Origin of the sequence: Paenibacillus borealis (assembly GCF_000758665.1) — a bacterium.
Taxonomy (GTDB): Bacteria; Bacillota; Bacilli; order Paenibacillales; family Paenibacillaceae; genus Paenibacillus_AQ; species Paenibacillus_AQ borealis.
Window position 1 is genome coordinate 662,044 of record NZ_CP009285.1, and the last position, 25,583, is coordinate 687,626.

General features: G+C 52.7%; 22 protein-coding genes. 15 read left to right on the forward strand and 7 right to left on the reverse strand.

Going from position 1 to position 25,583, the window contains the following annotated elements; translation table 11 throughout:
• The first annotated feature begins 5 nt into the window (after nucleotides 1–5).
• Entirely contained in the window at nucleotides 6–989 is a 984-nt protein-coding gene (locus PBOR_RS02915; RefSeq protein WP_042210376.1) for a glycosyltransferase family 2 protein, read from the forward strand.
• 22 nt (nucleotides 990–1,011) lie between these two features.
• Complete coding sequence (gene galU, locus PBOR_RS02920) at nucleotides 1,012–1,944, forward strand: UTP--glucose-1-phosphate uridylyltransferase GalU (protein ID WP_042210377.1); 933 nt, start codon at nucleotides 1,012–1,014, stop codon at nucleotides 1,942–1,944.
• 679 nt (nucleotides 1,945–2,623) lie between these two features.
• Here the strand turns inward: galU and PBOR_RS02925 are convergent.
• The 3 genes from PBOR_RS02925 to PBOR_RS02935 form a co-directional block, all read right to left on the reverse strand.
• Nucleotides 2,624–3,190 (reverse strand): FAD-dependent oxidoreductase, encoded by a 567-nt coding sequence (locus PBOR_RS02925; RefSeq protein WP_042210378.1) that lies wholly within the window; start codon nucleotides 3,188–3,190, stop codon nucleotides 2,624–2,626.
• A gap of 182 nt (nucleotides 3,191–3,372) precedes the next feature.
• Entirely contained in the window at nucleotides 3,373–5,037 is a 1,665-nt protein-coding gene (locus tag PBOR_RS02930; protein ID WP_042210379.1) for a sensor histidine kinase, read from the reverse strand.
• On the reverse strand, nucleotides 5,034–5,720 hold the full coding sequence (locus PBOR_RS02935; RefSeq protein ID WP_042210380.1) for a response regulator transcription factor: 687 nt from the start codon (nucleotides 5,718–5,720) through the stop codon (nucleotides 5,034–5,036). The genes PBOR_RS02930 and PBOR_RS02935 overlap by 4 nt, the downstream gene beginning before the upstream one ends.
• A 482-nt stretch (nucleotides 5,721–6,202) precedes the next feature.
• On the opposite strand from PBOR_RS02935, the gene PBOR_RS02940 reads away from it, so the two are divergent.
• From PBOR_RS02940 to PBOR_RS02950, 3 genes are all read left to right on the forward strand, one after another.
• Nucleotides 6,203–7,366 (forward strand): glucose-1-phosphate adenylyltransferase, encoded by a 1,164-nt coding sequence (locus PBOR_RS02940; RefSeq protein WP_042210381.1) that lies wholly within the window; start codon nucleotides 6,203–6,205, stop codon nucleotides 7,364–7,366.
• Between the two features lie 22 nt (nucleotides 7,367–7,388).
• Entirely contained in the window at nucleotides 7,389–8,492 is a 1,104-nt protein-coding gene (glgD, locus tag PBOR_RS02945) for a glucose-1-phosphate adenylyltransferase subunit GlgD (protein WP_042210382.1), read from the forward strand.
• Nucleotides 8,493–8,597: 105 nt separating this feature from the next.
• Nucleotides 8,598–11,030, forward strand: a complete 2,433-nt coding sequence (locus tag PBOR_RS02950) for a glycogen/starch/alpha-glucan phosphorylase (RefSeq protein WP_042210383.1) — start codon at nucleotides 8,598–8,600, stop codon at nucleotides 11,028–11,030.
• A 138-nt stretch (nucleotides 11,031–11,168) separates the two neighbouring features.
• Here PBOR_RS02950 and PBOR_RS02955 read toward each other — a convergent pair whose 3' ends face one another.
• Nucleotides 11,169–11,648 (reverse strand): GAF domain-containing protein, encoded by a 480-nt coding sequence (locus PBOR_RS02955; RefSeq protein ID WP_042210384.1) that lies wholly within the window; start codon nucleotides 11,646–11,648, stop codon nucleotides 11,169–11,171.
• A 221-nt stretch (nucleotides 11,649–11,869) separates the two neighbouring features.
• Here PBOR_RS02955 and PBOR_RS02960 point away from each other — a divergent pair, with 221 nt between their 5' ends.
• The 3 genes from PBOR_RS02960 to PBOR_RS02970 all read left to right on the forward strand — a co-directional run bounded on the left by PBOR_RS02960 (nucleotide 11,870) and on the right by PBOR_RS02970 (nucleotide 14,435).
• Nucleotides 11,870–12,169, forward strand: a complete 300-nt coding sequence (locus PBOR_RS02960; protein WP_042218848.1) for a hypothetical protein — start codon at nucleotides 11,870–11,872, stop codon at nucleotides 12,167–12,169.
• Between the two features lie 173 nt (nucleotides 12,170–12,342).
• Nucleotides 12,343–12,903 carry a GNAT family N-acetyltransferase gene (locus tag PBOR_RS02965; protein ID WP_042210385.1) on the forward strand — a complete coding sequence of 187 codons (561 nt, stop codon included), beginning with the start codon at nucleotides 12,343–12,345 and terminating at the stop codon, nucleotides 12,901–12,903.
• A 74-nt stretch (nucleotides 12,904–12,977) separates the two neighbouring features.
• Complete coding sequence (locus tag PBOR_RS02970; RefSeq protein WP_425415513.1) at nucleotides 12,978–14,435, forward strand: MDR family MFS transporter; 1,458 nt, start codon at nucleotides 12,978–12,980, stop codon at nucleotides 14,433–14,435.
• A gap of 133 nt (nucleotides 14,436–14,568) precedes the next feature.
• On the opposite strand, the gene PBOR_RS02975 is transcribed toward PBOR_RS02970, so the two are convergent.
• The gene (locus PBOR_RS02975; RefSeq protein ID WP_042210387.1) at nucleotides 14,569–15,036 is read right to left on the reverse strand and encodes a MarR family winged helix-turn-helix transcriptional regulator; all 468 of its coding nucleotides are present in this window, start codon (nucleotides 15,034–15,036) and stop codon (nucleotides 14,569–14,571) included.
• 401 nt (nucleotides 15,037–15,437) lie between these two features.
• On the opposite strand from PBOR_RS02975, the gene PBOR_RS02980 reads away from it, so the two are divergent.
• Both PBOR_RS02980 and PBOR_RS02985 read left to right on the forward strand, forming a co-directional pair.
• Nucleotides 15,438–16,181 (forward strand): ABC transporter ATP-binding protein, encoded by a 744-nt coding sequence (locus tag PBOR_RS02980; protein WP_042210389.1) that lies wholly within the window; start codon nucleotides 15,438–15,440, stop codon nucleotides 16,179–16,181.
• Complete coding sequence (locus PBOR_RS02985) at nucleotides 16,178–17,428, forward strand: ABC transporter permease (protein WP_042210391.1); 1,251 nt, start codon at nucleotides 16,178–16,180, stop codon at nucleotides 17,426–17,428. The genes PBOR_RS02980 and PBOR_RS02985 overlap by 4 nt, the downstream gene beginning before the upstream one ends.
• A 66-nt stretch (nucleotides 17,429–17,494) precedes the next feature.
• Here the strand turns inward: PBOR_RS02985 and PBOR_RS02990 are convergent, their stop codons facing one another.
• Nucleotides 17,495–18,763, reverse strand: coding sequence for a BaiN/RdsA family NAD(P)/FAD-dependent oxidoreductase (locus PBOR_RS02990; RefSeq protein ID WP_042210392.1), 1,269 nt, complete (start codon nucleotides 18,761–18,763; stop codon nucleotides 17,495–17,497).
• Between the two features lie 160 nt (nucleotides 18,764–18,923).
• On the opposite strand from PBOR_RS02990, the gene PBOR_RS02995 reads away from it, so the two are divergent.
• The 3 genes from PBOR_RS02995 to nadE all read left to right on the forward strand — a co-directional run bounded on the left by PBOR_RS02995 (nucleotide 18,924) and on the right by nadE (nucleotide 22,192).
• Nucleotides 18,924–20,645 (forward strand): ATP-binding protein, encoded by a 1,722-nt coding sequence (locus PBOR_RS02995; protein ID WP_245648013.1) that lies wholly within the window; start codon nucleotides 18,924–18,926, stop codon nucleotides 20,643–20,645.
• A 176-nt stretch (nucleotides 20,646–20,821) separates the two neighbouring features.
• A complete protein-coding gene (locus tag PBOR_RS03000; protein ID WP_042210393.1) occupies nucleotides 20,822–21,256 on the forward strand; it encodes a BrxA/BrxB family bacilliredoxin in 435 nt (144 codons plus the stop codon).
• Nucleotides 21,257–21,382: 126 nt separating this feature from the next.
• On the forward strand, nucleotides 21,383–22,192 hold the full coding sequence (gene nadE, locus PBOR_RS03005; protein WP_042210394.1) for an NAD(+) synthase: 810 nt from the start codon (nucleotides 21,383–21,385) through the stop codon (nucleotides 22,190–22,192).
• 107 nt (nucleotides 22,193–22,299) lie between these two features.
• On the opposite strand, the gene PBOR_RS03010 is transcribed toward nadE, so the two are convergent.
• Complete coding sequence (locus PBOR_RS03010) at nucleotides 22,300–23,118, reverse strand: alpha/beta hydrolase family protein (protein WP_042210395.1); 819 nt, start codon at nucleotides 23,116–23,118, stop codon at nucleotides 22,300–22,302.
• A gap of 224 nt (nucleotides 23,119–23,342) precedes the next feature.
• Here PBOR_RS03010 and acpS point away from each other — a divergent pair, with 224 nt between their 5' ends.
• Nucleotides 23,343–23,735: a holo-ACP synthase gene (gene acpS / locus PBOR_RS03015; RefSeq protein ID WP_042210396.1), complete on the forward strand. Its 393-nt coding sequence runs from the start codon at nucleotides 23,343–23,345 to the stop codon at nucleotides 23,733–23,735.
• Nucleotides 23,736–23,816: 81 nt separating this feature from the next.
• Nucleotides 23,817–25,214 (forward strand): A/G-specific adenine glycosylase, encoded by a 1,398-nt coding sequence (gene mutY / locus PBOR_RS03020; protein ID WP_042210397.1) that lies wholly within the window; start codon nucleotides 23,817–23,819, stop codon nucleotides 25,212–25,214.
• Nucleotides 25,215–25,583: the final 369 nt, after the last annotated feature.

The following is a 25,583-nucleotide window of genomic DNA, read 5'->3' on the forward strand; positions in this document are numbered from 1 at the left end:
TGCCCATGAGCACCCAAGTGCGCTATTCCATAATTATACCGATGTTCAATGAAGAGGAAGTCATTCAGGAGACGTACCGGCGGATCAAAAAAGTAATGGGAGCAACAGGTGAGCCCTATGAGCTGCTCTTCGTCAATGACGGCAGTACGGATAACTGTGCGCAGATGATCGAGGAGTGCAGCTACTGGGATGAAAGTGTGAAGCTGATTGATCTGTCCCGTAATTTCGGCCATCAGATAGCCATTACAGCAGGGATGGATTATGCGCTTGGCGATGCCGTTGTCATTATAGATGCGGATCTGCAGGACCCGCCTGAACTGATTCTGGATATGATTGCCGAGTGGAAAAAAGGCTATGAGGTCGTTTATGCCAAGCGCATCAAACGAAATGGGGAATCGCTGTTCAAAAAGTGGACAGCAGCCCTCTTTTACCGGATACTCCGCTATTCGACAGATATCTCTATCCCGGTGGACACCGGAGATTTCCGGCTGATTGACCGCAAAGTCTGTGATGAGCTGAAGCGTCTGCCGGAGAAAAACCGTTTTGTCCGCGGACTGGTAAGCTGGGTGGGCTTCCGCCAGAAGGCGCTTGAATACGAGCGTGATGAACGGCTGGCCGGTGAAACCAAATATCCGCTGAAACGCATGATTAAGCTGTCTCTGGACGGCATTACCTCCTTCTCCTACAAACCGCTGAAGCTGGCGGGCTATCTGGGAGCTCTGCTGTCCGCATCCGGCTTTCTGTACCTTATGTATGTGCTCTACCTGGCGCTCTTTACGGACGAGGCCGTTAAGGGCTGGGCGTCGATGATCGGGATTACGCTAACCTTCAACGGGTTTGTGCTGATTATGCTGGGTGTGCTGGGCGAGTATGTCGGCCGGATCTATGACGAGTCCAAGGGGCGTCCGCTCTACATTGTTCAGGAGTTCTACGGCGGCAAGAAGCAGCAGAGTACGCAGAAGCACAGAGTAGCGCATCTTAACAAATAATACGGCAGGGAGGCCTCCACCCGTGAAAATCAGAAAAGCTGTAATCCCCGCTGCGGGGCTGGGTACACGTTTCCTGCCGGCCACGAAGGCCCAGCCGAAGGAAATGCTGCCTATCGTCGATAAGCCGGCGATTCAATATATCGTCGAAGAAGCGGTCCGTTCGGGTATTGAGAGTATCATCATCGTGACCGGGCGGGGCAAGAAGTCGATTGAGGATCATTTTGACAAATCGGTTGAACTGGAGCAGACGCTGCTGGACAAAGGAAAGCTGGACCTGCTCCGCGAAGTGCAGGGAATCAGCGAGCTGGCGAGCATTCACTACATCCGGCAAAAAGAGCCGCTCGGCCTCGGACATGCCATCTCCTGTGCGGAACAGTTCATCGGGGATGAGCCGTTTGCGGTGCTGCTGGGCGATGATATTATGGTATCCGAAACCCCGGCAATCGCGCAGATGATGCGGCTCTACGAACATTCCGGGCAGACGATTGTCGGCGTACAGCAGGTGCTGCCGCAGGACGTTCATAAGTATGGCATTATTGACTCGGCCGGTTCTGTGGAGGGCGTACATGCCGTGAACGGGCTGGTCGAGAAGCCGTCGCCGCAGAATGCGCCGTCGGATTATGCCATAATGGGGCGCTATATACTCCAGCCGTCCATCTTCTCCGTATTGAATAAGCTGGAGCGCGGAACCGGCGGCGAATACCAGCTGACCGATGCACTGCATGAAATATGCGGCCGGGAGGGAATGATGGCTCTGACACTGCAGGGCAAACGGTATGATATCGGCTCCAAATTCGGCTATATCCAGGCTACGCTGGAAATGGGGCTGCAGCGGGAAGAGCTGCGCCCGCTGCTGCTGCCCTACATGCGGGAGCTGCTCTCAGGGATGGAGGCCGGTGATGTCCCGTACCGGACTGCGCTGCGGAGTGCGGGTGCTGGCAGAGGCAGCAGGTAGGATGAGCCGGCTGTTACGGCTGAGAGGCACTGAGGGCTGCTCAGGACGATTGCGGTAAGCGAACCGTGATCATCCTGAGCAGTTTTTTGTTGCGGCTGAACTCTGGAGCAGTATCGTTAACTCCGAGTTCCGAGTTCCGAGTTCCGAGTTCCGAGTTCCGAGTTCCGAGTTCCGAGTTCCGAGTTCCGAGTTCCGAGTTCCGAGTTCCCGAGTTCCCGAGTTCCCGACCCCCGACGCATAACGCCCCGTTATAGCGCCCGGCTTTTATGAAGAACATGGAATCTTGCACAAAATACAACAATCCAAAGAAATATAGCTGGGGAAATCGGAAATCCTGCACGAAATACAACAATTTAGCGCGCTGGAGCCTCTCTTACGATGAAATGTTGTATTTTCTGCAGCAATATTTACTTTGCCATCTCCCCGAGCTTGAAATCCTGCATTTAGTACAACAATCCTCAGACTGGATAAGCGGCAACGGGTATAGTGGCGCTTATCCCTCTGATGATAAATGTTATTTCTTAGCTTACGGAACTTGATGCATTTATCTGCCAACAGCAGCCTAGTTAGGTTGCCTAATTCTTATCCCTCGCAACAAAAAAACGAACGGCCTCTCATCCATATTGAAAGGCGGTTCGTTTGCATTTTCTTATATCGGGATCTTACGGGCCTGCCTGAATTAAGCCTTCAGCAAGTCGTGATCGACATACCGCGCGCCGTTCAGCTCGCTGATAACATTAATAGCAACCTTCGCACCGTCACCGGCAGTAATAATAGCGTGGACACTCACTCCGGCAACCGTTCCTGCTGCCCAGATACCTTCAATGTTAGTTTTGCCTTCTGCAGTAGCTGCAATAACTGTCTTGATTCGCGGCTCCGTGCCATCCTTGGTTTCCACTCCGGCCTTGGCGGCCAGATCAGTCAGCACACCTGTAGCCAGAATAACATGCTTGGCTTCATAAGTAGCTCCGCTCTCGGTTTCGATTACAAACCCTTCACCGCTTGCGCTCAGTCCGGCAGCCTGCTCAGCGACCAGCTCAGCTCCGAATTTCACGGCCTGCTTATGTCCGGTCTCCACGAGGTCCGGCCCGCCGATTTCGCTGATTCCGTAAAAGTTCTCATACCAGCCTCTGCGGGTCATGCCTTTGTCATTGTCGATCAGCAGTGTTTTTTTGCCCGCCTTGGCGGCGAACAAGGCGGCACTTGCACCGGCAGGACCGGCGCCGATAATAGCGATTTCGTACATAAGATAACCAACCTCCTAATAATTTTGTTAGCTTAGCCTCAATGATACACCTCGGATAATACCCGCGCAGGAAGCCTTAGCCTTAAGTTTTGTTAACTTGACCCAACGGATTTGCTCCAAGCTCTCGATGAGGACAGCCGTTTCTTCTGCTTACTATTATATCGTTAATTACAGGTCATTAGCTAATCCGGCAGGCAAGGAAGAGATACTTTGAAGGTTGTGGATTCACCAGGAGTGCTGGTTACAGTAATCTCTCCTTGATGCGCCTCCACGATAGACTTGGTAATGGATAATCCGAGCCCTGAACCTCCGTATTTTCTGGTGCGGGATGAATCGCTGCGGTAGAACCTGTCGAAGACATGCGGGAGATGACCGGCTGAAATACCGGAGCCGTTGTCTTGTACAGTCAGAACAGCCACTTTACCTCTGGCATGCAGCGAGATCTGAATCGCTCCGGATTCCTCATCCGTATGCTGCACGGCGTTATGGAATAGATTAAGAATAACCTGCTTTATTTTATCAGGATCAACAGGGCCGCGTACGCCATAAGAAATATCGAAGTTCACCTTTCGTTTGCCGGCCAGCACCAGCAGCTGCGGCTGCATCTCGTCAATCATCTCTCCGAGCAGCAGATTCTTAACCCTCAGCTGCGGAGCACCATCCATACGGGCGAGCAGCAGCAAATCCTCCACCAGCTTGTTGATCCGTTTGGCTTCTCCATGCATGCTGTTGAGCGCACTATAGAGCTGGTCCCGGTTATCGGCTGCTCCCCGGAGCAATACCTCCAGAAATCCGTATATTGAGGTCAGCGGGGTTCTTAGCTCATGGGAGGCATCTGCCGCGAACCGGCGCATCTGTTCTTTAGCCTCACGTTCATTGTGAAAAGAAATCTCCAGACGCTCCAGCATTCCGTTAAACGACTGGGAGAGCTTGTCGACCTCAAGCTGTCCCTGATCTACAGGGAAACGCACATCCAGATTGCCGGCGTCGATGCTTTGGGCGGATTCGCCCATATTGGACAAGGGAATCAGCGTTTTGCGCAGCGCGGGTAAGTACAGGAAGAGTCCCGCCAGCAGAGCGACCACTGATAATGCACCAAAAATAAGCAGCTGCTGCATGATTACATCTCTAAGCGGTCCAGTTTCGACACTCATCTGGAGCAGCATTTTATTGGCGCCTGGTCTGCCGAGATTCATGAAAACTGCCAAATGCTCGTTGCCGTCTGCTGCGGTAATCAGCCTGTATTTCCCGGTTGCCTTATCGGATGACTGCTTCAGCAGGCTGTTGTACTCCTCGTTGCTCATTCTTGGTGCTGCTGAAGTAGACAGGGTCTCTTCCTGCAGATCCTTGAAGGTGCCGTCAGAGCTGTAGATAGCTATTGTGGTATGAGCGTCCAGCAGCAGCGGGCGGCGGTCCCCATAGAAACGCCTATTGTCCGGACTCATATTAGCGGTGTCCGTCCCCATTCCGCCGGGAGTTCCGCTCTGGGGGCTGCTGTTCTGGCCCGGATTCATACTGGCAGTATTGCCGGGAGCATAGGTGCCGCCAGAAGCTCCGTTTGCTGCTCCACTCTGGGTGCTGTCTCCGGCACTGCTGTTCTCAACTGCCGGGTTGTTCAGCGGATTATTAAGATTGATGTAATAGAATTCGCGCGGTACGGAACGCATCTGGGTTTCCATCGCCTCCGCACGGTTGCTGTAGATGAAATTCCGCATCAGAGCATACTGGAGTACCCCGATCAGAATCAGCAATACGGACAGGATTAACAGCGAGGTGGCCAGCAGCTGTTTGCGCAGGGATCGCGGTGCCTGAAGTTTGCTGAAGAAGCCCCTGGTCCGGGCAATCATACAAGGTCCACCCGGTACCCCGCGCCGCGCAGGGTGCGGATAATCCGGTGATCCTTATCGCCTAGCTTCTCGCGGAGTGAACGGATGTAGACCTCAACGATATTCTCCTCGCCGCCGAAATCATATCCCCATACCTTGTCCAGAATCATGGGTTTACTGAGCACCAGCCCGTGATTAATAACCAGATATTGCAGCAGCTCGTATTCGGTAGGCGAGAGCTCCAGCACCTCATCCTTGTGGCGGATTTCTTTGCGGCGGCCGTCAATGCGGAAGGGGCCGCAGCGCACCTCGCCGAGCAATCCGGGGAACTGATTCCGCAGACGGGCCTGAATTCTGGCCAGCAGCTCATCGAAGCTGAAGGGCTTGACCATATAATCGTCCGCGCCGATAGACAGGCCTTTGACCCGGTCATCCACTTCATCCTTGGCGGTAAGCATGATCACGGCTACTTCCGCCTCCTCTGAACGGAGGTAGCGGACGACCTCGAATCCGTCCATGCCGGGCATCATGACGTCAAGAATCACAACATGCGGCTTGAATTCTGCGGCCGCAGCGATTGCACCCGTACCATCCGGGGCGGTTTGTACTTCAAATCCTTCGTTAATCAGTCCCAGTTCCAGGAACTGAAGTATATGAGGCTCATCATCCACCAGAAGCAACCGGACGCCTTGCGCAGCTTTCATTAACAGTTCCTCCATATTCAGTGATTATAGTGTCCATAGTATGACGCTATACGTTGAACGTTTGCTGAAAATAGGTCTTTGGAGCCAAAGATTGGATTCAGAATTGTCGTTCATGGTTAATCATAATGGTTAATCTAATTATACGGAAATATTAATGTTATTAATAAGGAATATAGTTATAAATTTAATGTTTTTGAAGCGGACAATAAAGGGTTTTGACGGCGGGTAGAGAACACTTTACAATAAGGATACAAACCGGGTTTTGAGCGATTTTCCTGGAAAACCGGCAACATGTCCCGATTCTTTGTTTCCTTCCCCGTTTTAAATCTTATTCATTCCTGTCACGCGCATTTCTTATGGTTTGCTTCTTTCCGCTTCATTTCTTTTTGGGTTTCTATTTGGGCTCTACACTACTACACCGCACTAATCATTCAACCTATTTATTACATGTTTTATTACCCATAAGTCAAGGAGGCTCTTCCATGAAGAAAAAAGAGATGGTAGCCATGCTATTGGCGGGAGGCCAAGGGAAAAGATTAAAGGGATTAACCAAATCGATTGCCAAACCGGCAGTTTATTTCGGAGGAACCTACCGCATCATCGATTTCCCCTTAAGTAATTGCTCGAATTCGGGTATCGACACAGTGGGTGTACTGACACAGTATGAACCGCTTGTGCTGCATTCGTATATTGGAGTCGGCAGTGACTGGGATTTGAACCGCAAGGATGGCGGGGTATTTGTATTGCCGCCGCATGAACGGGAGAACGGAAGCAGCTGGTACCGCGGTACGGCTGATGCGATTTACCGCAATCTTAAGTTTGTTGATCAATTCGATCCGGAGCATGTACTGATCCTGTCCGGCGACCATATTTACAAGATGGATTATCATGCTATGCTGCAGTATCACAAATCCAAGAACGCCGACTGCACCATTTCGGTCATTGACGTTCCCTTGGAGGAAGCGAGCCGCTTCGGCATACTGAATACGGAAGACGATCTCAAGATTTACGAGTTTGATGAGAAGCCTGCTAAACCTAAGAGCACACTTGCTTCTATGGGTGTATATATTTTCAAATGGGATGTTCTCCGCAAGCATCTGCTCGAGGACGGGGAGAACGCCGGCTCGTCACATGACTTCGGGAAGGATATCATTCCGCTGATGCTGAATGACGGAGAGTCCCTGTATGCTTATCCATTTGAAGGCTACTGGAGAGATGTTGGTACTGTAGACAGTCTGTGGGAAGCGAACATGGATCTCCTGAGTGACACTCCTCCGCTGAACCTGAATGATACCAGCTGGAGAATCTTCACCCGCAATCCGAATCAGCCGGCGCAGTATGTTGCACCGGGGGCCAAGGTATCCAGCTGCATTATTAACGAAGGCTGCATTGTGTATGGTGAGGTGAAGCATTCGGTACTGTTCTACGGGGTTGAAGTAGGTGAAGGCAGTGTGATTACGGATTCTGTAATTATGCCTAAGGTGAAGATCGGCAAGAATGTGAGAATTCACAAAGCGATCATCAGTGAGAACACAGTCATTGAGGATTATATGGAAATCGGCGTCGACCGGGAGAATGAGGATGAAATTCTGCTGATTGACAAACGCAGCAAAAAAAACAAATCCGTAGCAGCCAAAACCATATAACCACAGAGGGCGGGGGATACCGATGAAAGAGCTTATGGGCGTAATCAATCTTGACCATGAACTGGATAATTTAAATGAACTGACTTATTTCCGCTGCGGGGCAGCAGTCCCATTCGCCAGCCGCTACCGGCTGATCGATTTCGTCTTGTCCAACATGATGCGTGCCGAACTGGAGAGCGTGGGGCTGTTCGTCCGCCGCAAATACCGCTCGCTGATGGATCATCTCGGTGACGGGAAATCCTGGGATATGAACCGCAAGCATGGCGGCTTGTTCATTCTGCCGCCGGACTGGAATGACCCGACGGACACGTCCCTTGGCGATCTGCAGCATTATCATAATAATCTGGATTTCTTCAAACGGGCATCAGCCAAGTATATTGTATTCTCGGGCAGCCAGCATATTAACACGGTTGATTTGCAGGAGGTGTACCAATACCACCTGGAGCAGGGCGCAGATGTGACCATGGTCTACAAGCAGATTGATCAACTGCAGCCGGAGCATGATCCCTGCCTGCGGGTAGAGGTCGATGAAGACAACAGAGTAACGAATATTCACCATGAGAAGCATCATCCCAATGTATATCTGGATATCTTCATTATGGAGAAGAAGCTGTTCCTGGAGCAGGTGGAGCATTGCATTGCCCATGGTGAGAGCTATTTCTTCCGCGATGCGATCCAGAAGAACCGCCACAAGTTCAAGATTGCCGCCTATGAATACACAGGTTATCATTCTGTTATTAATTCGCTGGAGAGCTATTATAAGAACAGCTTGGAGCTGCTGAAGCAGGAGAATTATTTCGGCCTCTTCAAAGAGAGTCCGGTGCAGACCAAGATTAAATATGAAGCCCCTACCCGTTATCTGGACAGCGCCTCGGTCAGCAACTCGCTGGTAGCCAACGGCTGCATTATTGCCGGAACGGTGGAGAACAGCGTAATCTTCCGCGGTGTTCAGGTTCGCAAGGGAGCCAAAATCATCAATTCGGTAATTATGCAGAAATGCGTAATTGAAGAGAATGCCGTGATTGAGAATGTCATCATGGACAAAGACGTGCATCTGAGCAAGGAACGGATCCTCGTCGGAGACAGCAGGCGTCCGTTTGTCATTGCCAAGAGCAGCAAGATATAATAACTGGATCAGGGGAACTGCGCTATATGGCAGTTCTTCTGATCCAGTGTTGTAATAGGCAATAATTTTCCACAAATACAAGCATCTGTTAGGAGGAACCTGCTGTTGTTCAACGATAAAGAGACTTTCAAACAAGTGTTCCGCGAGAAACTCATCGGGAAATTAGGCAAACCGCTGGAAGAAGCTTCAAACGCCGATATTTACAATATTCTCGGTAATATGATCCGCGAGAATGCCGGCAAGAACTGGGCGGACACCAATCAGAAGTTTAAGATTGATAAGGATAAGCAGGTCTACTATTTCTCCATGGAGTTTCTGATCGGCAGGCTTCTGGGCAATAACCTGCTGAATATGGGTGTTCTGGAGGTCGTCCGCGAAGGTCTCTCGGAGCTGGGGTTCTGCCTGCAGGACATCGAAGAGGTTGAGGCGGATGCTGGACTTGGCAACGGAGGTCTGGGCCGCCTGGCAGCCTGTTTCCTGGATTCACTTGCTTCACTGCAATATGCAGGGCATGGCTGCGGTATCCGCTACAAATACGGCCTGTTCGAGCAGAAGATTGTAGACGGATATCAGGTGGAGCTGCCGGATTACTGGCTGCAGAATGATAATGTGTGGGAAGTCCGCCGTGAAGACAAACAGGTGGAAGTCCACTTCTGGGGACATGTGGATACCCGCTGGGAGAATGATGAACTGTTCTTTGAGCACAAGGACTACGAAGCTGTGCGGGCGGTTCCGTACGACATTCCGGTCATTGGAGCAGACCGCAGGCACGTGAATACATTGCGCAACTGGAGTGCAGAGTCGATCACGCAGCCATCGCGGGTATTCGGCTCGCTGGGTGGTACGGATTATCATAAATTCCTGGAGTACAAGCGCTCCGTAGAATCCATCTCGGAATTCCTGTATCCGGATGATTCGCAATACGAAGGCAAGCTGCTCCGGCTGAAACAGCAATATTTCCTGTGTAGTGCAGGGCTGCAGAGTATTCTGCGTACCTTCGCTAAGACAGGGGCTCCGATTGACAGCCTGCCTGACAAGGTCGCGCTGCACATTAATGACACGCATCCTACACTGGTTATTCCTGAGCTGATGCGTATTCTGATGGATGTGCATGGGATTGGCTGGGATCAGGCCTGGAGCATGACGACACGTATGGTATCTTATACTAACCATACTATTCTGAGTGAGGCACTGGAGAAATGGCCGATTGGAATGGTCAAGGAGCTGCTTCCGCGTATCTTCCTGATCATTGAGGAGATCAATGCCCGTTTCTGCGGTGAGCTGATGAGCAAGTATCCCGGAGACCAGAACCGGATCAATCAGATGGCCATTATTCATGATGATCAGGTGCGGATGGCGCATCTGGCGATCGTGGCCAGCCACAGTGTAAATGGGGTAGCGGCACTGCATACGGAAATTCTGCAGAAGCGTGAAATGCGCCTGTTCAATGAGATGTATCCGCACCGCTTCAACAATAAGACCAACGGCATCACACACCGCCGGTGGCTGCAGCATGCCAATCCGGAGCTTGCCGGACTGATCAGCGAATCGATCGGTACCCGCTGGATCCATCAGCCGCAGGAGATGATCGGACTCATCAAATACAGTGAGGATTCCTCCTTCCAGGAGCAGGTGGCGGCAATCAAACGCCGCAATAAGCTGCATCTGTCCGATTACATCTACGGGAAGCACGGTGTCCGGGTGGACCCCGACTCCATCTTCGATGTGCAGGTGAAGCGGCTGCATGCGTATAAGCGCCAGCTGCTGAATGTACTGCATATCATGCACTTGTACAATCAGATCAAGGATAATCCTTCGATTAATATTGTGCCGCGCACCTTCATCTTCGGTGCCAAAGCAGCCCCAAGCTATCATCTCGCCAAGCGGATCATTAAGCTGATCAATACAGTGGCCGATGTGGTGAACAAGGATCCGGACATTAACGGAAAAATCCGCATCTTCTTCCTGGAGAACTATTCAGTATCGCTCGCGGAGAAGATTATTCCGGCAGCGGATGTAAGTGAGCAGATCTCTACAGCAAGCAAGGAAGCCTCGGGTACCGGGAACATGAAGTTTATGATGAACGGCGCATTGACGATCGGAACCATGGATGGAGCCAATGTGGAAATGCACGAAATGGTGGGGGACAATAACATGTTCCTGTTTGGTTTACGGGCAGAGCAGGTGCTCGATTACTACCAGTATGGCGGTTATCACGCCCGCGATATCTATAATGGCGACGGCCGGGTGAAGGAAGTGCTGGATCAGCTGATTGTACCTGGACCGTTCTGCGCTCATGCCCAGGAATTCGATACGCTCTACCAGTCGCTGCTTGATAATAATGATGAGTTCTTCGTCCTCAAGGACTTCGCCAGTTATGTGGAGACCCATGTTAAGATTGACCTGGCCTACCGTAACCAGAAGGAATGGCTTAAGAAGTCGATTATCAACATCGGCCATTCCGGCAAATTCTCCAGTGATAATACGATTGCCCGCTATGCTTCCGAGATCTGGCATATCAATCCAGTCAAGGTGTAGCACTGCAGGTACAGGCTGAAGCTCCGCAAGAAGAGCTTCAGCCTGTACTGTTTCTCCACATGAAGAAGCCGCTCCATCAGCAGGACATCCTGCAATGGAGCGGCTTCTTCATGCTAAGGCTTATGGAACGGAATAGAATTACAGCACCTCGGATACCATGGCTGCGAACCGTTCAAGGAAACGGCGTTCCTCGTCGTCGAAGCGGTGTTTGAGCGGGCTGTCAATATCCAGTACGCCGTACAGGGTGTCCCCTTTGACCAGCGGAACTACGATTTCGCTGTTCGAGGCGGCATCACAGGCAATATGCCCCGGAAAGGCATGGACGTCGCCTACGACCAGAGTGCGGCGTTCAGCGGCCGCTGTTCCGCATACCCCGCGGCCAAGCGGAATGCGGATGCATGCCGGAAGTCCCTGGAACGGACCCAGAACCAGCTCTTTGCCGTCAAATAAGTAGAAACCGGTCCAGTTGGTGTCCGGTAGAGAAAGCTTTAGCAGAGCCGAAGCATTGGCTAAGTTGGCGATTGTATTAGGCTCGCCCTCCATAAGTGCTCCGAGCTGGCTTAGAACGGCTTCAAACCGTTCGCTGCGGGTACCATCATACGGCATGGCTTGAAACATGAAGCATCACCTTCCTGTACCTTGAGTCAGTATGAATCCATAACTGTTAACTAACAAGATAGTACAGCGGAGCGCAATACGTCAAGCATTAACGGGATTATCCGGTTCATGGAAGATCAGGAAGATGTATGAATATTCTCAGGGCCGATGTTTCCGGGTACCCCGGGCAGGGTAATGCTTTTATAAATATACCGAAGGCTAATAGCCGGAAGGAGTGGAATATGCGCGCCGACGTACAGAACTTGTTTATAGGCATCCATATGCTTTATTTCGCACATGAGAGGAACCTGACACTGACGGAGATGCAGCCGGAACTGGAGGAATTAGGCTACCGGGTAGCGGAACGCGAAGTGAAACAGGAGCTGGAACGGCTGACCCAGGAGAACTTTCTCACCTCCCATGGAGAGGCTTACAGCATTACCGGAACGGGAATAGAGGAATTCAAAGCAATCCAGGCGAAGCTGGGAGTGCTGTGCACCGAAGTGCTTAAGCCGGTTAAGGCTGCAGGTACATCGGGTTAACTCTACATGGGACAGCAAACTCATATTTAGCATAAGGGACAGCGTCTGATCACGCGGGAGCAAGCCGCGCGGAGCAGGCGCTATTTGCGCGGAGTTCGGATTCATGTCAGATTTGACTTAAGGGAATGCTTACACCTGATGTATACTAATAAGGATGGAAAGGGGACGGGAGGATGTATATATGCGGTGGAGTAATCCCTGAATTAACCGGCCGGAGAGTAAGGCTCCGCGCCATGGCTGCCGGAGATGCAGAAGCGCTGTTCGGGATCTGGTGCCATCCCCGGGTTGCGCCCTGGCTGGACGCGCCTCCCTTGTCTTCTGCTACTGAAGCGGAGGCGCTGATTGCTCTGCTGTTACAAATGGCCCGGGAAGAAGAAAGCCTGCGCTGGAGCATTCTGGGACCGGAAGGGAAGGTTATCGGAAGCTGCGGCTATAATTACTGGCAGCTTGAAGGTGCTTACCGGGGGGAGATCGGTTTCGAGCTGTCGCCTGCTGCCATGGGGCAGGGATATATGCGGGAAGCGATGGAGCTTATGCTGGATTTCGGCTTCGGCAGTATGGGGCTGAACCGGATTGAAGCCTTATGCCATCCTGACAATATCCGGGCAGAGAAGCTGATTACAAGGCTCGGCTTCCGGCAGGAAGGGCTGCTTCGGCAGTACCGGCATACGGCTTCCGGCTATCAGGATGTAAGGATGTATTCCTTGCTGCAAGGAGAGAAAGTGCGGGGCTGAGAACATAGAGAGAGGATTTGGATTCGTTGAAGTCACCAGGTGAAACTGAACGCAAGTTAATTTTAATTGGAGTATTGCTGGCCACTTTTCTGGCAGCAATTGAAGGGACGGTCACGGGACCGGCGGGACCGGCCATTGTCGGCGATTTTCAGGGAATGCAGTGGCTCAGCTGGATATTTACCGCTTATCTGTTGGCTATGGCGGTTACGACGCCTATTTTTGGCAAGTTAAGTGATCTGATTGGCCGCAAGCCTGTGTTCATTGGCGGAGCAGTGGTCTTTCTGGCCGGCTCGCTGTTATGCGGAATTTCGCAGAGTATGCAGCAGCTGATTATTTTCCGGGGGATACAGGGGATCGGAGCGGGTGCGCTCATTCCTATGACTTTTACCATTATCGGGGATATCTACAGCATTAAGGAACGGGCGAAGACCCAGGGGCTGCTCAGCTCGGTATGGGGCATTTCCTCTCTCGTAGGACCGCTGCTTGGCGGGTATGTGGTCGATTATTTGAGCTGGCGCTGGGTGTTTGTCTTTAATCTGCCTTTTGGACTGCTCTCTATAATATTCATCTCCCGGTATCTGAAGGAAGAGAAGATCCGGCGCAAGACGAAGATCGATGTGGCTGGAGTGCTGCTGTTCGCGGCAGGAATGGGAGCGCTGCTCTTTGGACTTACGGCAGGTGGGCAGAGTCTGGCCTGGAACTCTCCGCTGCTGCTGGCTATATTGGCGGGTGCTGCGGTGCTGCTGGCCGTGTTCCTGTTCGTGGAGCGCCGTGCTCCTGAGCCGATGCTGCCGCTCCAGCTGTTCTCTATCCGCAATATCGCTGTATCTACAGGAGCGAACCTGCTGGTCAGCACTTTGATTATTGGACTGTCTACGTATGTGCCGCTGTGGGTGCAGGGCGTATTCGGCAAAAGTGCGGCCCTCTCGGGCCTGCTGCTCGCACCGATGTCGGTGGGCTGGATGCTCGGCTCCATCGCTGGCGGAAGAATGATTCTGCGCGCGGGTACCCGCCGTACAGGGATGCTGGGGCTGTCGCTCATTGTTATTGCAGCAGTAGGGCTAACCCTGATGAACGGGGATTCGTCCCAGCTGCTGTTATTGATTCTGATGCTGTTCTGCGGCGTGGGCTTCGGTTATGCTTCGACAGTCTTCACCATTATCGCCCAGTCCTCTGTTCAGCATGAGCAGCGCGGTGCGTCAACTGCCCTGAATACCTTCACCCGTTCACTCGGGCAGACGGTGGGTGTGGCGATCTTCGGGTCTTGGCTGAACTACAACATTGACAGCAAGCTGGCAGAGCAGCCCGGAGCTGCTGCTTCGGGGGCTGATATCAACCAGCTCCTTAACCCGCATAGCGGGAGCACACTGTCTGCTGAAGCCTGGGGCAGTCTGCACGGTGCGCTGGAGAGTGGCCTGCACTCGCTTTTCATGGTGATGGCGGTCTTCGCTGTGGCCTCTCTGGTTATTTCTGCAGGTCTTAATAAAGGGCTGCCATCCATTCAGGAGGGAAGCCCTGCGTCCAAGCTATAATATAATTCTCAAGCCTGCCCATTCATAACAAAACGGCTGCGCCATCCATCAGGATTGCGCAGCCGTCTTACTATTACTTGCTTATTACGCGGAATAGTGAATAGTTTCACAACCGCATCTGCCTCAACTACGCTTATTTGCGTGGAAGCGGGGAAAGCTTCTCGGCCTGCAGGCCCATCTTCTTCAGAAGAATAATCATTTGTTCCTTCTCTTCATCGCTCAGTCCGCTGAAAGCAAGATGCAGGCGTTCCGAATACTTCGGATACATCTCGTTCATCAGTCGTTCACCTTCTGTAGTGAGCTCGGCAAAAATCACACGGCGGTCGCTTGGGCAAGGCTTGCGCTGCAGGTAGCCGCGTTCTTCCAGTTTGTCGATTACGTAAGTGACATTGCCGCTCTGCAGCAGCAGCTTGGCACCAATCTGCTGGATAGGCTGTGGCCCCTTATAATAGAGGACCTCCATAACGGCGAAGGCTGTCGGATTGAAACCTTCAATTTTGCTGCCGGTAACGGCATGTTCGTTAATGCTCTTGAAAGATTTGGCAAAAACCCTGTACAAATGCAGTGTCAATTGAGTATCGCGTTCATAGGATTGTATCATGCTTCTCCACCTCTATTGTTAATCGTACGGGCTTCCCCGCACGGTTTGGAATACTGCTTTTCCTGATCTAGCTTTACATTACTTCAAACCAGGAATGAAGAACATGTCATTTGTCACAATAAGCACACTTTTAATTATTAAAAATCAAACAATTTTTTGAAGGTGCATTGATGCTGCAGATTTCACATGATTTTCACATGATGTTCTGTGCCTAAGCTGTAGCGAAGAAAGATATAGCGGCTTCCAGCGCGGGTTTGAGGTCTGTTCCCGGTAATTTGTATAATGAGATATAGAGACAAGGCAGCTGACAGATAGCTGGGGTGAAAATTCTTGCAGCATAGGACCGTCTATGGTGTTATGATCGCATTACTATGAACGAGTGCTAGGAGATGGAGAGTTATATGGACCAGATTACGAATTATTACGAAGAGCGTGAAGACGATGAGGATATCGTGCTTGATGTTGTTATTGAGGAAGCCGGTTACGAAGCCGGAGATATACGGATATCAGGGATTTCCTTTCAGGTCCGCAAGGGCGAACTGCTTGGATTAATCGGACCGAACGGGGCCGGCAAAAGCACAACGATCAAGACTCTGCTCGGTCTGCTGAAACACGCCAAGGCGAAGGTGAAGCTGGGCGGCGAGAACAAATCCTACGCCTATGTACCGGAGCAACCGGTATTCTATGAGGATCTTACGCTGTGGGAGCATCTTGATCTTGCGGCTGCAGCCTATGGTCTAAGCTATGAAACCTTTGAAACTACGGCGGAGCGGCTGCTGATCCAGTTCGGCATGGAAGGCGTACGCAATGATCTGCCTGCCGGCTTCTCCAAGGGCATGAAGCAGAAGATGATGCTGATGCTAGGTTTCCTGGTCCAGCCCGACGTCTACATTGTGGACGAGCCGTTTATCGGGCTTGATCCCCGGGCAACCAAGGATTTCCTGCGCCTGCTTGAAGCGGAGCGCAAACGCGGAGCCGGCGTGCTGATGTCTACACATGTGCTGGATACCGCCGAGAAAATCTGTGACAGCTTCGTTCTGATCTCCGGAGGTAAAATTGCCGCTGAAGGTACACTGGAAGAAATCCGCGTGGATGCCGGACTGCCGGAGGGGTCGTTGTTTGATTGCTTCGACGAATTAGCATGAGCAGGAATTCATTTGCGTTTCCTACGGCTGCGGCTCTTTTCCGGCGCCGGCTGATTTCCCACTTCCGTGAGCAGACCACCATCATCCGTACAGCTGTGGACTGGACAGTCCTGCTGTATATCCTTATCCCGGGATGCTTGCTGGGAGGGCGATTCTATTATGGTTACTGGAATGGGGAGATGCCGGAGTGGATCAGCTCCGTTCCATATATGCTTATACCTGCGCTTCTGGCCATTCTGCTTGTTACCGGAGGAGTCGTGTTGCTGTTGCAGGAAGGCGACTCGCTGTTCCTCAGACAGCGGCAGAACTGGATCAGCACCATTATCCTGCGGGGTATGGTCTATAGCCTTGCGGTAACTACGCTGAAGATGGCAGCGGTCTTTGCCATTCTGCTGCCGTTCCTGATCAAGGGCTTCGGAGTCAGTGCGGCGGGGGCCTACGGGCTGCTCGCGCTGACGATAACCTGCAGCTGGTCCGTCAAGCTGCTGGGCCATATCGTCAAGGTACAGCGGCAGGGCTTCCGCCGCTGGCTGTGGCTGATTCCGGCAGTCACCGTGCCCTGCGGAGTCTATCTGCGCCTGGCTATCCTCTGGAAGGACAGCCCGGTCCTTCTGTTCATCGCTGCCGGAGGATTCACCGTGGTGACAGCCTTGGCATTCAGGACCCGCCTGCGGCTGCGCGGCACCTTCATGAACGATGTGCGTGAGGACTACAAGCAGCGGATGAGGATTGCTGCGATTCTGCTGCGCGGTGTGCTGGATAAGCCGCGGCCTACGCGGTACAAGCCGTGGATCTTCCGTAAGTCGCAGCCGCTGCTGGCCTCGAAGGAACCGGAGAGCCGCTTCTCAGCAGCAGCGGTTAAAGCGATGCTGCGCAATCCGGCCCACTTCAAGCTGTATTTGTCGTTTACCGGCGTGGCACTTGTGGCCATCCTTATTGTGCCGGTCGTTCTGAAGTGGCTGCTGTTTGCCATCCTGACAACACTGATGGCGTATTGGCTGTCTTCCTTCTGGCTGCTGTTCTCCGGGGATGAATACATCGGTATTCTGCCGTTCACCAAAGCGCAGAAGGCGGATGCCGGTTCCAAGGCCATGCCGATTCTATTAATGCCGTTTGCGGTCCTGTGTGCAGCCGTTGTCTGCATCCCCGCGTATGGCTGGTGGGGGCTTCTGCTCTTTATACCGGTAGGCGCTGCGGCAGCCATCTGGATCGGCCGTATTTTCAGTGTCATGCGGTTTGCCAGATAACATAGAATAAGCCTTCCTCCGCAATTTCGGAGGAAGGCTTACCTGTGTTTAAACCGCAGCAGCTGCTTATCCGTGCTGCTGCGCAGCAGCATGTTTCCCTGCTGTGTATCCGGTCGAGAAGGCAGCCGTAATATTATACCCGCCGGTATATCCGTGAATATCCAGAATCTCGCCGCAGAAATACAGGCCCTGCGTAAGCTTCGATTCCATTGTTCTGGGATCAATCTCCTTCAGATTTACTCCTCCGCCAGTTACAAATGCTTCTGCCAGGGAACGCGTTCCATATACAAGAACCGGCATCCGCTTCAGCAGGGCAGCCAGCGCCTGGAGACCTGTCCGCGGCAGGTGATGACCTGTAAGCTCGCCGTCCAGCCCGCTCTTGGCCAGCAGCAGCGGAATCAGGCGCTCAGGCAGCAGGCCCTTCAGTGAATTGCGGATGGCCTTCTTGGGCTCCAGCTCCAGCTTGTTCTGCAGCAGGGACTCTGCCTCTTGCGGGGACAGGTCGGGGAAGAGGTCGATAGACAGCTCTACGGTATCTGTTCCTGATTTCTTCTGAACCTGGCGCAGGAACTGGCTGCAGCGCAGGGCAATCGGGCCGGACAGCCCGAAATGGGTGAAGATCATATCTCCGCGGTGGGAGATCACCTTCTTGCCTTTGGGATTCCAGACGGTCAGGCTGACATCACGCAGGGATAAGCCCTGCAGCTCGCCTGATTTAATCCATTCTTCCCTTGAAAGGATCGGAACCTCCGTCGGAAACAGCTCCGTAATCGTGTGTCCGGCAGCCGCCGCCCACGGATATCCGTCACCGGTAGAGCCGGTCTGCGGTACGGATTTGCCGCCGGTGGCAATAATAACGGCCCCGGCACTGAAGGCTTTTCCCGATTCCAGCCGCACTCCTGTGGCAGCACCTTCTACATATATAACCTCGCGCACCGGGCTGTCCGTCATAATCTGCACGCCGAGACTGCGTACTTTGCCAATCAGCGCAGAGACAACACTTGCAGCCTTGTCCGATACAGGGAACATCCGCCCGTTGTCCTCTTCCTTCAGGGCGATACCGAGTGCTTCAAAGAACTCGATAATATCCCGGTTGTTGAAATGATCGAACGAGCTGTATAAAAAACGGCCGTTGCCCGGGATATGGGCGATCAGCTCTGAGGTTTCCTTGATATTGGTAACATTACAGCGTCCGCCGCCTGAGATGCCCAGCTTCCGCCCAAGCTTCGCTCCCTTATCAACCAACAATACAGCGGCCCCGTGCTCAGCTGCAGCTACACTGGCCATTAATCCGGACGGCCCGCCTCCAATAACGATTACATCATAGTTACTCATAAATCTGCTCCTTTACATGTGGCAACACTCTGCTAACGGCATCATACCATTCCGGCCGGAGTGTAGCCAGACCCGGAGAGGCTTGAAGTGATTATCGTTGTCAGGAGTGCGCGGTTGTGCTTTAATCTAAGGGAAAAGGGTATTTTGTCCAAATTGGGGAGTGATTGCGATTATTCATGCGGTTAAGGATATTTTATTGCAAATATCGGCTGCGTGCACCTTCCTGTTTCTGTTTCAGTGGCGGTTGGACCAGGGCCATTTCACACGCAGAAACCGCAGATTTCCGGATGACCAGACTTTTCTGATAATATGCTGTGCACTCGGGGTTACATTGTGTATGGCCTTGTCGACTACAATGTTCGGAGTAGTGTATCTGAATCTGGCTATCCTTCCGGCGTATATAGGGATCTTGTACGGGACTTTTTGTTCAGGGGCTTACCTGGCAATGTATTTCATCTTTTGCACTGTACTATTCTCGGTTCCCTCAGGATTTGATCATCTCATATTAAATACGGGGGTACTGCTGTATCCGCTGTTGTTTGGTATGGCCAAGCCCTTCAAGAGTGCCTCTTTAATCCAAAAAGTCGGCATGCTATGGGGTACTCTGTTTCCCAGTATGCTGTTTATTGTAATTGTACCTAAGATGCAGGGACAAAGCATCTTCAACACACCCCCCACGGATGCGATTCTGGTAGGGGTGTATTTATTAACGGCTGTTATTTTGGGCGGACTGTTTATTGTATATATTGAAACGGCCTGGGACAGGCTGCAGGTCAACGAACGGATGAAAGGTATCTCCGAGAGATTCCAGTGGGAATCGGAGAAGCTCCAGCAGATTACTAATGTGGTGCCTCTGAATATTATGTCATTTGATGACAATGGATATGTGACGGAGCTGAATGAATACATGCTCAGCCTGATTCAGCGTCATTGCCCCCATCTGACCAGAGAGATTATATTATCCCAGCCGGCAGACCGGGTCTTTGGCCATAGCATGGATCAGGAAATCTATGAACGCTTACGGGGGATCCTGCTGAACAGGCAGCGTGCCAATACCAAAATCAAGTATGATTCCATGACTTATCATATATTCACGGCGCCGTTACAGCATGAGTCCGGTGTTCCGGGCGGCATTGTCATGATTATACAGGATCTTACGGAAGAGGAGAAAATCCGCAGCGAGCTTGATAATGTCGAACGCCTGACGCTGGTCGGGCAGATGGCGGCCGGAATTACCCATGAAATCCGCAACCCGATGGCGGTAGTGCGCGGATTCCTGCAGCTGATGCGGGAAAAGAGCCCGGACGACCTGCACTCCTATTACCATATTGTAATGGAGGAGCTGGACCGGGCCAATAGTATCATCAATGACTTTCTATCGCTGGCCCAGAGCCGTGTATCGGACAAGGAAATGGTGCAGCTGCATCTGATTATGGAGGAGCTTGCCCCCTTAATCTGGGCGGATGCCAATCTTCGCGGCCAGAGCGTTGAGCTGAAGCTTAGTCCGTCGCTGCCGCTCCTGCGGCTGAATGTCAGGGAGATCAAGCAGCTGATTCTCAATCTGGCCCGTAACGGTATGGAGGCAATGGATGCCAAGGGGGTGTTAACGCTGGAGACCTGTGAGCATGAAGATACCGCACAGCTGATCATTACGGACACGGGAAGCGGTATCCCGCAGAGCCAGCTGAAGCAATTGTTCGCCCCGTTCTTCACAACCAAAAGCCAGGGCACAGGACTTGGACTGTCACTATGCCTGAGCATCGCCGAGAAGCATAACGGAACCATCCATGTGGAGTCCGAAGTGGGAAAAGGCACCTCGGTCATCGTTACAATTCCCTTTGAGCCAAAGGACGAATCCGCTGAGATTCAAGTCTATTCGTAAGGAACCGAAGCAGTAACTATGCGTTATATTGCTGCGCGGATAACGCCCGGGAGCAGGCTGCTTCTCTTGCTTTCGCAGAGTATGTATGTATAATAAAGTTAGCAAGTAGTGCAGTAACGCGGCGACGTTGTCCGGGTTCTGACAACTATTCAAAGGGTAAAGGAGAGTGCAGAGAAATGTCCATGTCTTTTAATCAATATATGAAGGATTCCATTCAGCCTATGCGCGATGATCTGACAAGTATCGGGTTTCAGGAGCTGTTGACTCCGGATGAAGTTGAAGCAACTCTTCCAGCCGTTAAGGGAACTTCACTTGTGGTCGTTAACTCCGTTTGCGGTTGTGCCGCCGGCCAATGCCGTCCCGGTGTAGCCCAGGCGCTGCAGAACGAAATTCTCCCCGATCACCTGTTCACGGTGTTTGCCGGCCAGGAGAAGGAAGCTACAGCTAAGGCCCGCGAGTATTTCGCACCATACCCGCCATCTTCACCATCCATTGCCTTGATGAAGGACGGCGAGCTGGTTCATTTCATCGAACGTCACGGCGTTGAAGACCGTTCAGCTGCTGAAATTGCTGCTGAGCTGAAGGACGTTTTCAATCGTCTGTGCCAGTAAGTTCAATTAATATTATGTATATTCCCGCATCAGCCGGAGGCTAGGCTCATGCGGGATTTTTTTCTGAATATATAAGCACATCAGTCCCTTCAGACAAATCAAGTTATAAGAAACGAGGTGCGGTAAGTGGGTATGCAGGAAGAGATTATTAAGGCCTTGGGGGTCAAGCCTGTGATTGATACCGGGGCGGAAATACGCAAACGTGTGGATTTCCTGAAAGCGTATGCGCTGCAGGCGGGTGCCAGAGGGCTGCTGATTGCCATCAGCGGAGGCGTGGACAGTGCAGTGGCTGCGGGGCTATGCAAACAGGCCACGGACGAGCTGACTGCAGAAGAAGGCAAAGAGTATATTACACTGGGTGTATTCCAGCCTTACGGCGAGCAGGAGGATATTGAGCACAGTTATGCGGTGGCCAAGGCGTTTGAGCTGACACATACAGTGGAGACTAATATTGAAGAAGCTGTAAATGAGATTGCGCTGGAGGTGGAGCATAGCCTGAAGTCGCTGGGACAGCACCGCCATATCACCCATCAGGGCAAAGGAAATGTGAAGGCGAGAACACGGATGGTTATGCAGTATGCACTGGCCTTCGAGAACAATCTGCTGGTAGTAGGAACAGATCATGCCTCCGAAGCCATTACAGGCTTCTATACCAAGTGGGGCGATGGTGCGGTAGATATTACACCGCTGTCTTCGCTGAACAAACGCCAAGTGCGGCAATTGGCTGCAGCCTTAGGCGTGCCGGCCGATATCGTGACCAAAGCGCCGACAGCCGGCCTCTGGCCGGGACAGACGGATGAAACCGAGCTGGGGATCACCTACGATGACAACAGTGATTATCTGGAGGGCAAAGCGGTGACTTCCGAGGTCGCCGGGAAGCTTGAAGCCTACTACCGCAGAACGGGGCATAAACGGGACGCCATCCCTGGAATATAAGCAGTCAAAAGGATAAAAGAACCGCCGGAGAAGCTGCATGTGTTCGCAGAATTTCCGGCGGTTCTGGTTTTCATCATCGGAGATAAGGCCGCAGTATGCCTGGAAGCTTAGCCGGCCAGGATTTGGTTAATAAACTCAAGGGAGGCGGATATTGCCTCCTCCAGCTGCGGGGTAGCCCCTTCGAACGGATGCACGGTCCCGAAGGTGTGGTTGCCGCCGGGAATCTGTACCCAGCGGATATCCGGGCGGAGTTCGGTCAATTGCTCTGATCCCCGGCGCAGCCGTTCACTATCCTGGCTTCCCTGAATTAGAACCGCCGGGAAGCTGGCTGCGGTCATCCGTTCCAGCAGGTTATAGCGTTCAGCATGCTGTTCCAGGTCTTCTATGATCACGGCATCCAGCGGCATCTGCTGGCCGGTCCGGCCATTAAGCACATGGGTCCGGCCGCTGCGCTTCATCTCGTGCTTCTGTTCATCCGTGAACAGATCGAGGTCAGTAATGCCGTTCCAGGAGATCACTCCGGTGATCTCTCCCGGATGGTCCAGCGCATACAGCAGGCTGTCTCCGCCGCCGCGGCTGTGGCCCAGCAGGAATACCGGCAGGCTGCCGAATTTGTGGTGCTGGCTGAGATAAGAGAGCAGGATCTCCATATCCTTGATCTCACGGCTGTAGGTATTGCGGGCGAACTTCTCAAGTTCAGTGAAATTCTGCAGATCTTCGCCGATTCCGGCATGTGAGAAGTTGAAGGTAATGACCTCATGCTCCTGGCTGAGGGCTGCCGCAGCATAAGGAAACATCCCCCAGTCCTTAAATCCCTTGTAACCGTGGGCAATAACAATCAGACTCTTAGCCTTGTCACGGGCCGGGAAATGCGAGCAGCGAAGCACAGAATCTTCTCCTGCGGGCAATTGGAAATTACGGGTCATCGGGTAAATCCCCTCTCTATATAATCTGAAACGGTTTGTAGGATGTATAAGTGCAAGAAAGGCATGTTATTTCTTCTTAAGATAGCAGAAAGTAATTTATACGGCTATAATTTATAATATTTATGGATAATGGTTATGAAGATCATACCATTATTAAAGCAGGTAAGGATAGGCGGCTTCTTACAGTAACTGCGGAATACCTGTACAGCTAAGGAGTGGAAATTGTGATTTACGGAATCGGAAATGATGTGCTGGAAATCCGCCGGATTGCGGCTCTGCTGTCAAGAGGACAGGCAAGCGGATTTCTGCAGCGCATTCTTACAGAACGTGAGCTTGAACTGGCCGCAGGGCGGAAGGGCAAGGCTGCGGAATTCGCTGCCGGGCGATTTGCCGCCAAGGAAGCAGTGGTGAAGGCGCTGGGCTGCGGGATCGGTGCAAAGGTGGGATTTCAGGATATTGAAATCCTGCCGGACAGCCAGGGTAAACCGGTTGTTTCACTGTCGGAGGCAGCCTGGGACCGGCTGCTCCTGCCGGGCAGCCGCCCTACCATCCATCTGGCTATTACGCACAGCGGGGATCTGGCTTCAGCCTTTGCTGTGGTGGAGCGGGTGAACTGAGCTGTTGCGCGGAAAATAGATACAGTGAATATAGAAGCAAGGCAAATAGATACATTCAATATAGAAGCAAGGAGTTTAATGATGACTATAGATGAACAGCAAGAGCAAGAGCAACAGGAAGCCAAGCTGTACTTCAGCCGTAATTTGCTGGAGTGGTACCATGGGCAGAAGCGGGATCTGCCGTGGCGGCGCCACCGCAATCCGTATTACATCTGGATTTCGGAGATTATGCTGCAGCAGACCAGAGTCGATACGGTTATTCCTTATTTCAACCGTTTCATCGAGCGGTTCCCTACGGTGGAATCGCTTGCCGATGCGCCGGAGGAAGATGTACTGAAATGCTGGGAGGGGCTTGGCTACTATTCACGCGCCCGGAATCTGCAGCATGCGGCGAAGCAGGTGAAGGATGAGTACGGCGGGCAGGTTCCCGATGACCGTGATGCTGTATTCAGTCTTAAGGGCGTGGGGCCATATACTGCAGGAGCGATTCTCAGCATTGCGTTCAACCGGCCGGAGCCCGCGGTAGACGGCAATGTAATGCGGGTGCTGTCCCGCTATTTCCTGATCGAGGATGATATTGCCAAAGGCCCTACCCGCATCAAAATGGAGCGCCTGGCGGCAGAGCTGATTCCCGAAGGGGAAGCCTCGCACTTCAATCAGGCGCTGATGGAGCTGGGAGCGCTGATCTGCACGCCGAAATCACCGCGCTGTCTTCCGTGCCCGGTGATGGAGCACTGCTCAGCGCGCCTCGCGGGCTGCGAGACCTCGCTGCCCGTCAAGACCAAGGCCAAGCCGCCGCGCCCGGAAGAGCGGCTGGCAGCCCTGATAGAGGGCCGCGGCGGGCACGCGGGCCGGGTGCTCATCCGGCAGCGGCCATCCAGCGGGCTCCTTGCCCGCATGTGGGAGCTGCCGCACTGGCCGGCGCCGCCTGCAGAGGGCGGCGCTTCCGCTGCGCTGCTGCCGGAGACGGCAGCGCAGGACCGGCTGCGCCGGTCCCTGCTTCAGGCCGGGATCTTCGCCCGGCCTGAGGGGCACTGGATGGCTGCGGAGCATACATTCAGCCATATTGTCTGGACCCTGCAGGTGTACCGCTGCAGGGAAGAAGAGGCCCCGGCCCTGCCGCTGGCTGCGGAAGGGCGGGTTCCATACGGCGCAGCCTCCAGCCCGGCTGATCCGGGCAGCGCCTCAGCCTCCGGCCTGGCTGATCCGGCTGCCGCTGCAGACTATGCCGCCTCCTCCGCCGCCGGCACCAGCCCCGGCGTGTACAACGCCGGGCTCACCGCGTCCGTTCCCGCCGATCTATTCGCGGAAGAGCCCGCCCCGGCGGAGCGGTTCGCGGACGGAGGCGGTAATCCCGAGGATGCCGGCGCAGTGCGCTGGATCAATCGCGGCGACATGGCTAACTATGCCTTCCCCAATGTATTCCTCAAGCTGCTCAACGCTTATTTTGATGAGCAGGAGGGGAAGTCCGATAACTGAGGCCCCCTGTACAGCAGGACGATACCCTTGTTGATACAGGATTTCGCCAGCACAGCAAGGTAGATTCATAAGTTCACTCTATATCTAACCGTAAATATAACCGGATTCATCCGTTACAAGGTGAGCATCCGCAGAATAGTGAGCATTCATCCGGGGGATTGCACTTTGTACACTAGATTTGGGTCAGGGGACGGTCTGGGGACTGTTCTAATGCAGTTTGTGCAATAGAAATCTGCAAATAGGTTCGGTTAAGCGCTTCAGACTAGATTCTGTTGTACAGAATACAATAGCAGCCCTAATAAGCCCGGATATTCAAGATTTGATTGTACTAAGTGCAACAGATCTACAATTGATTTCAAGATACTTCCT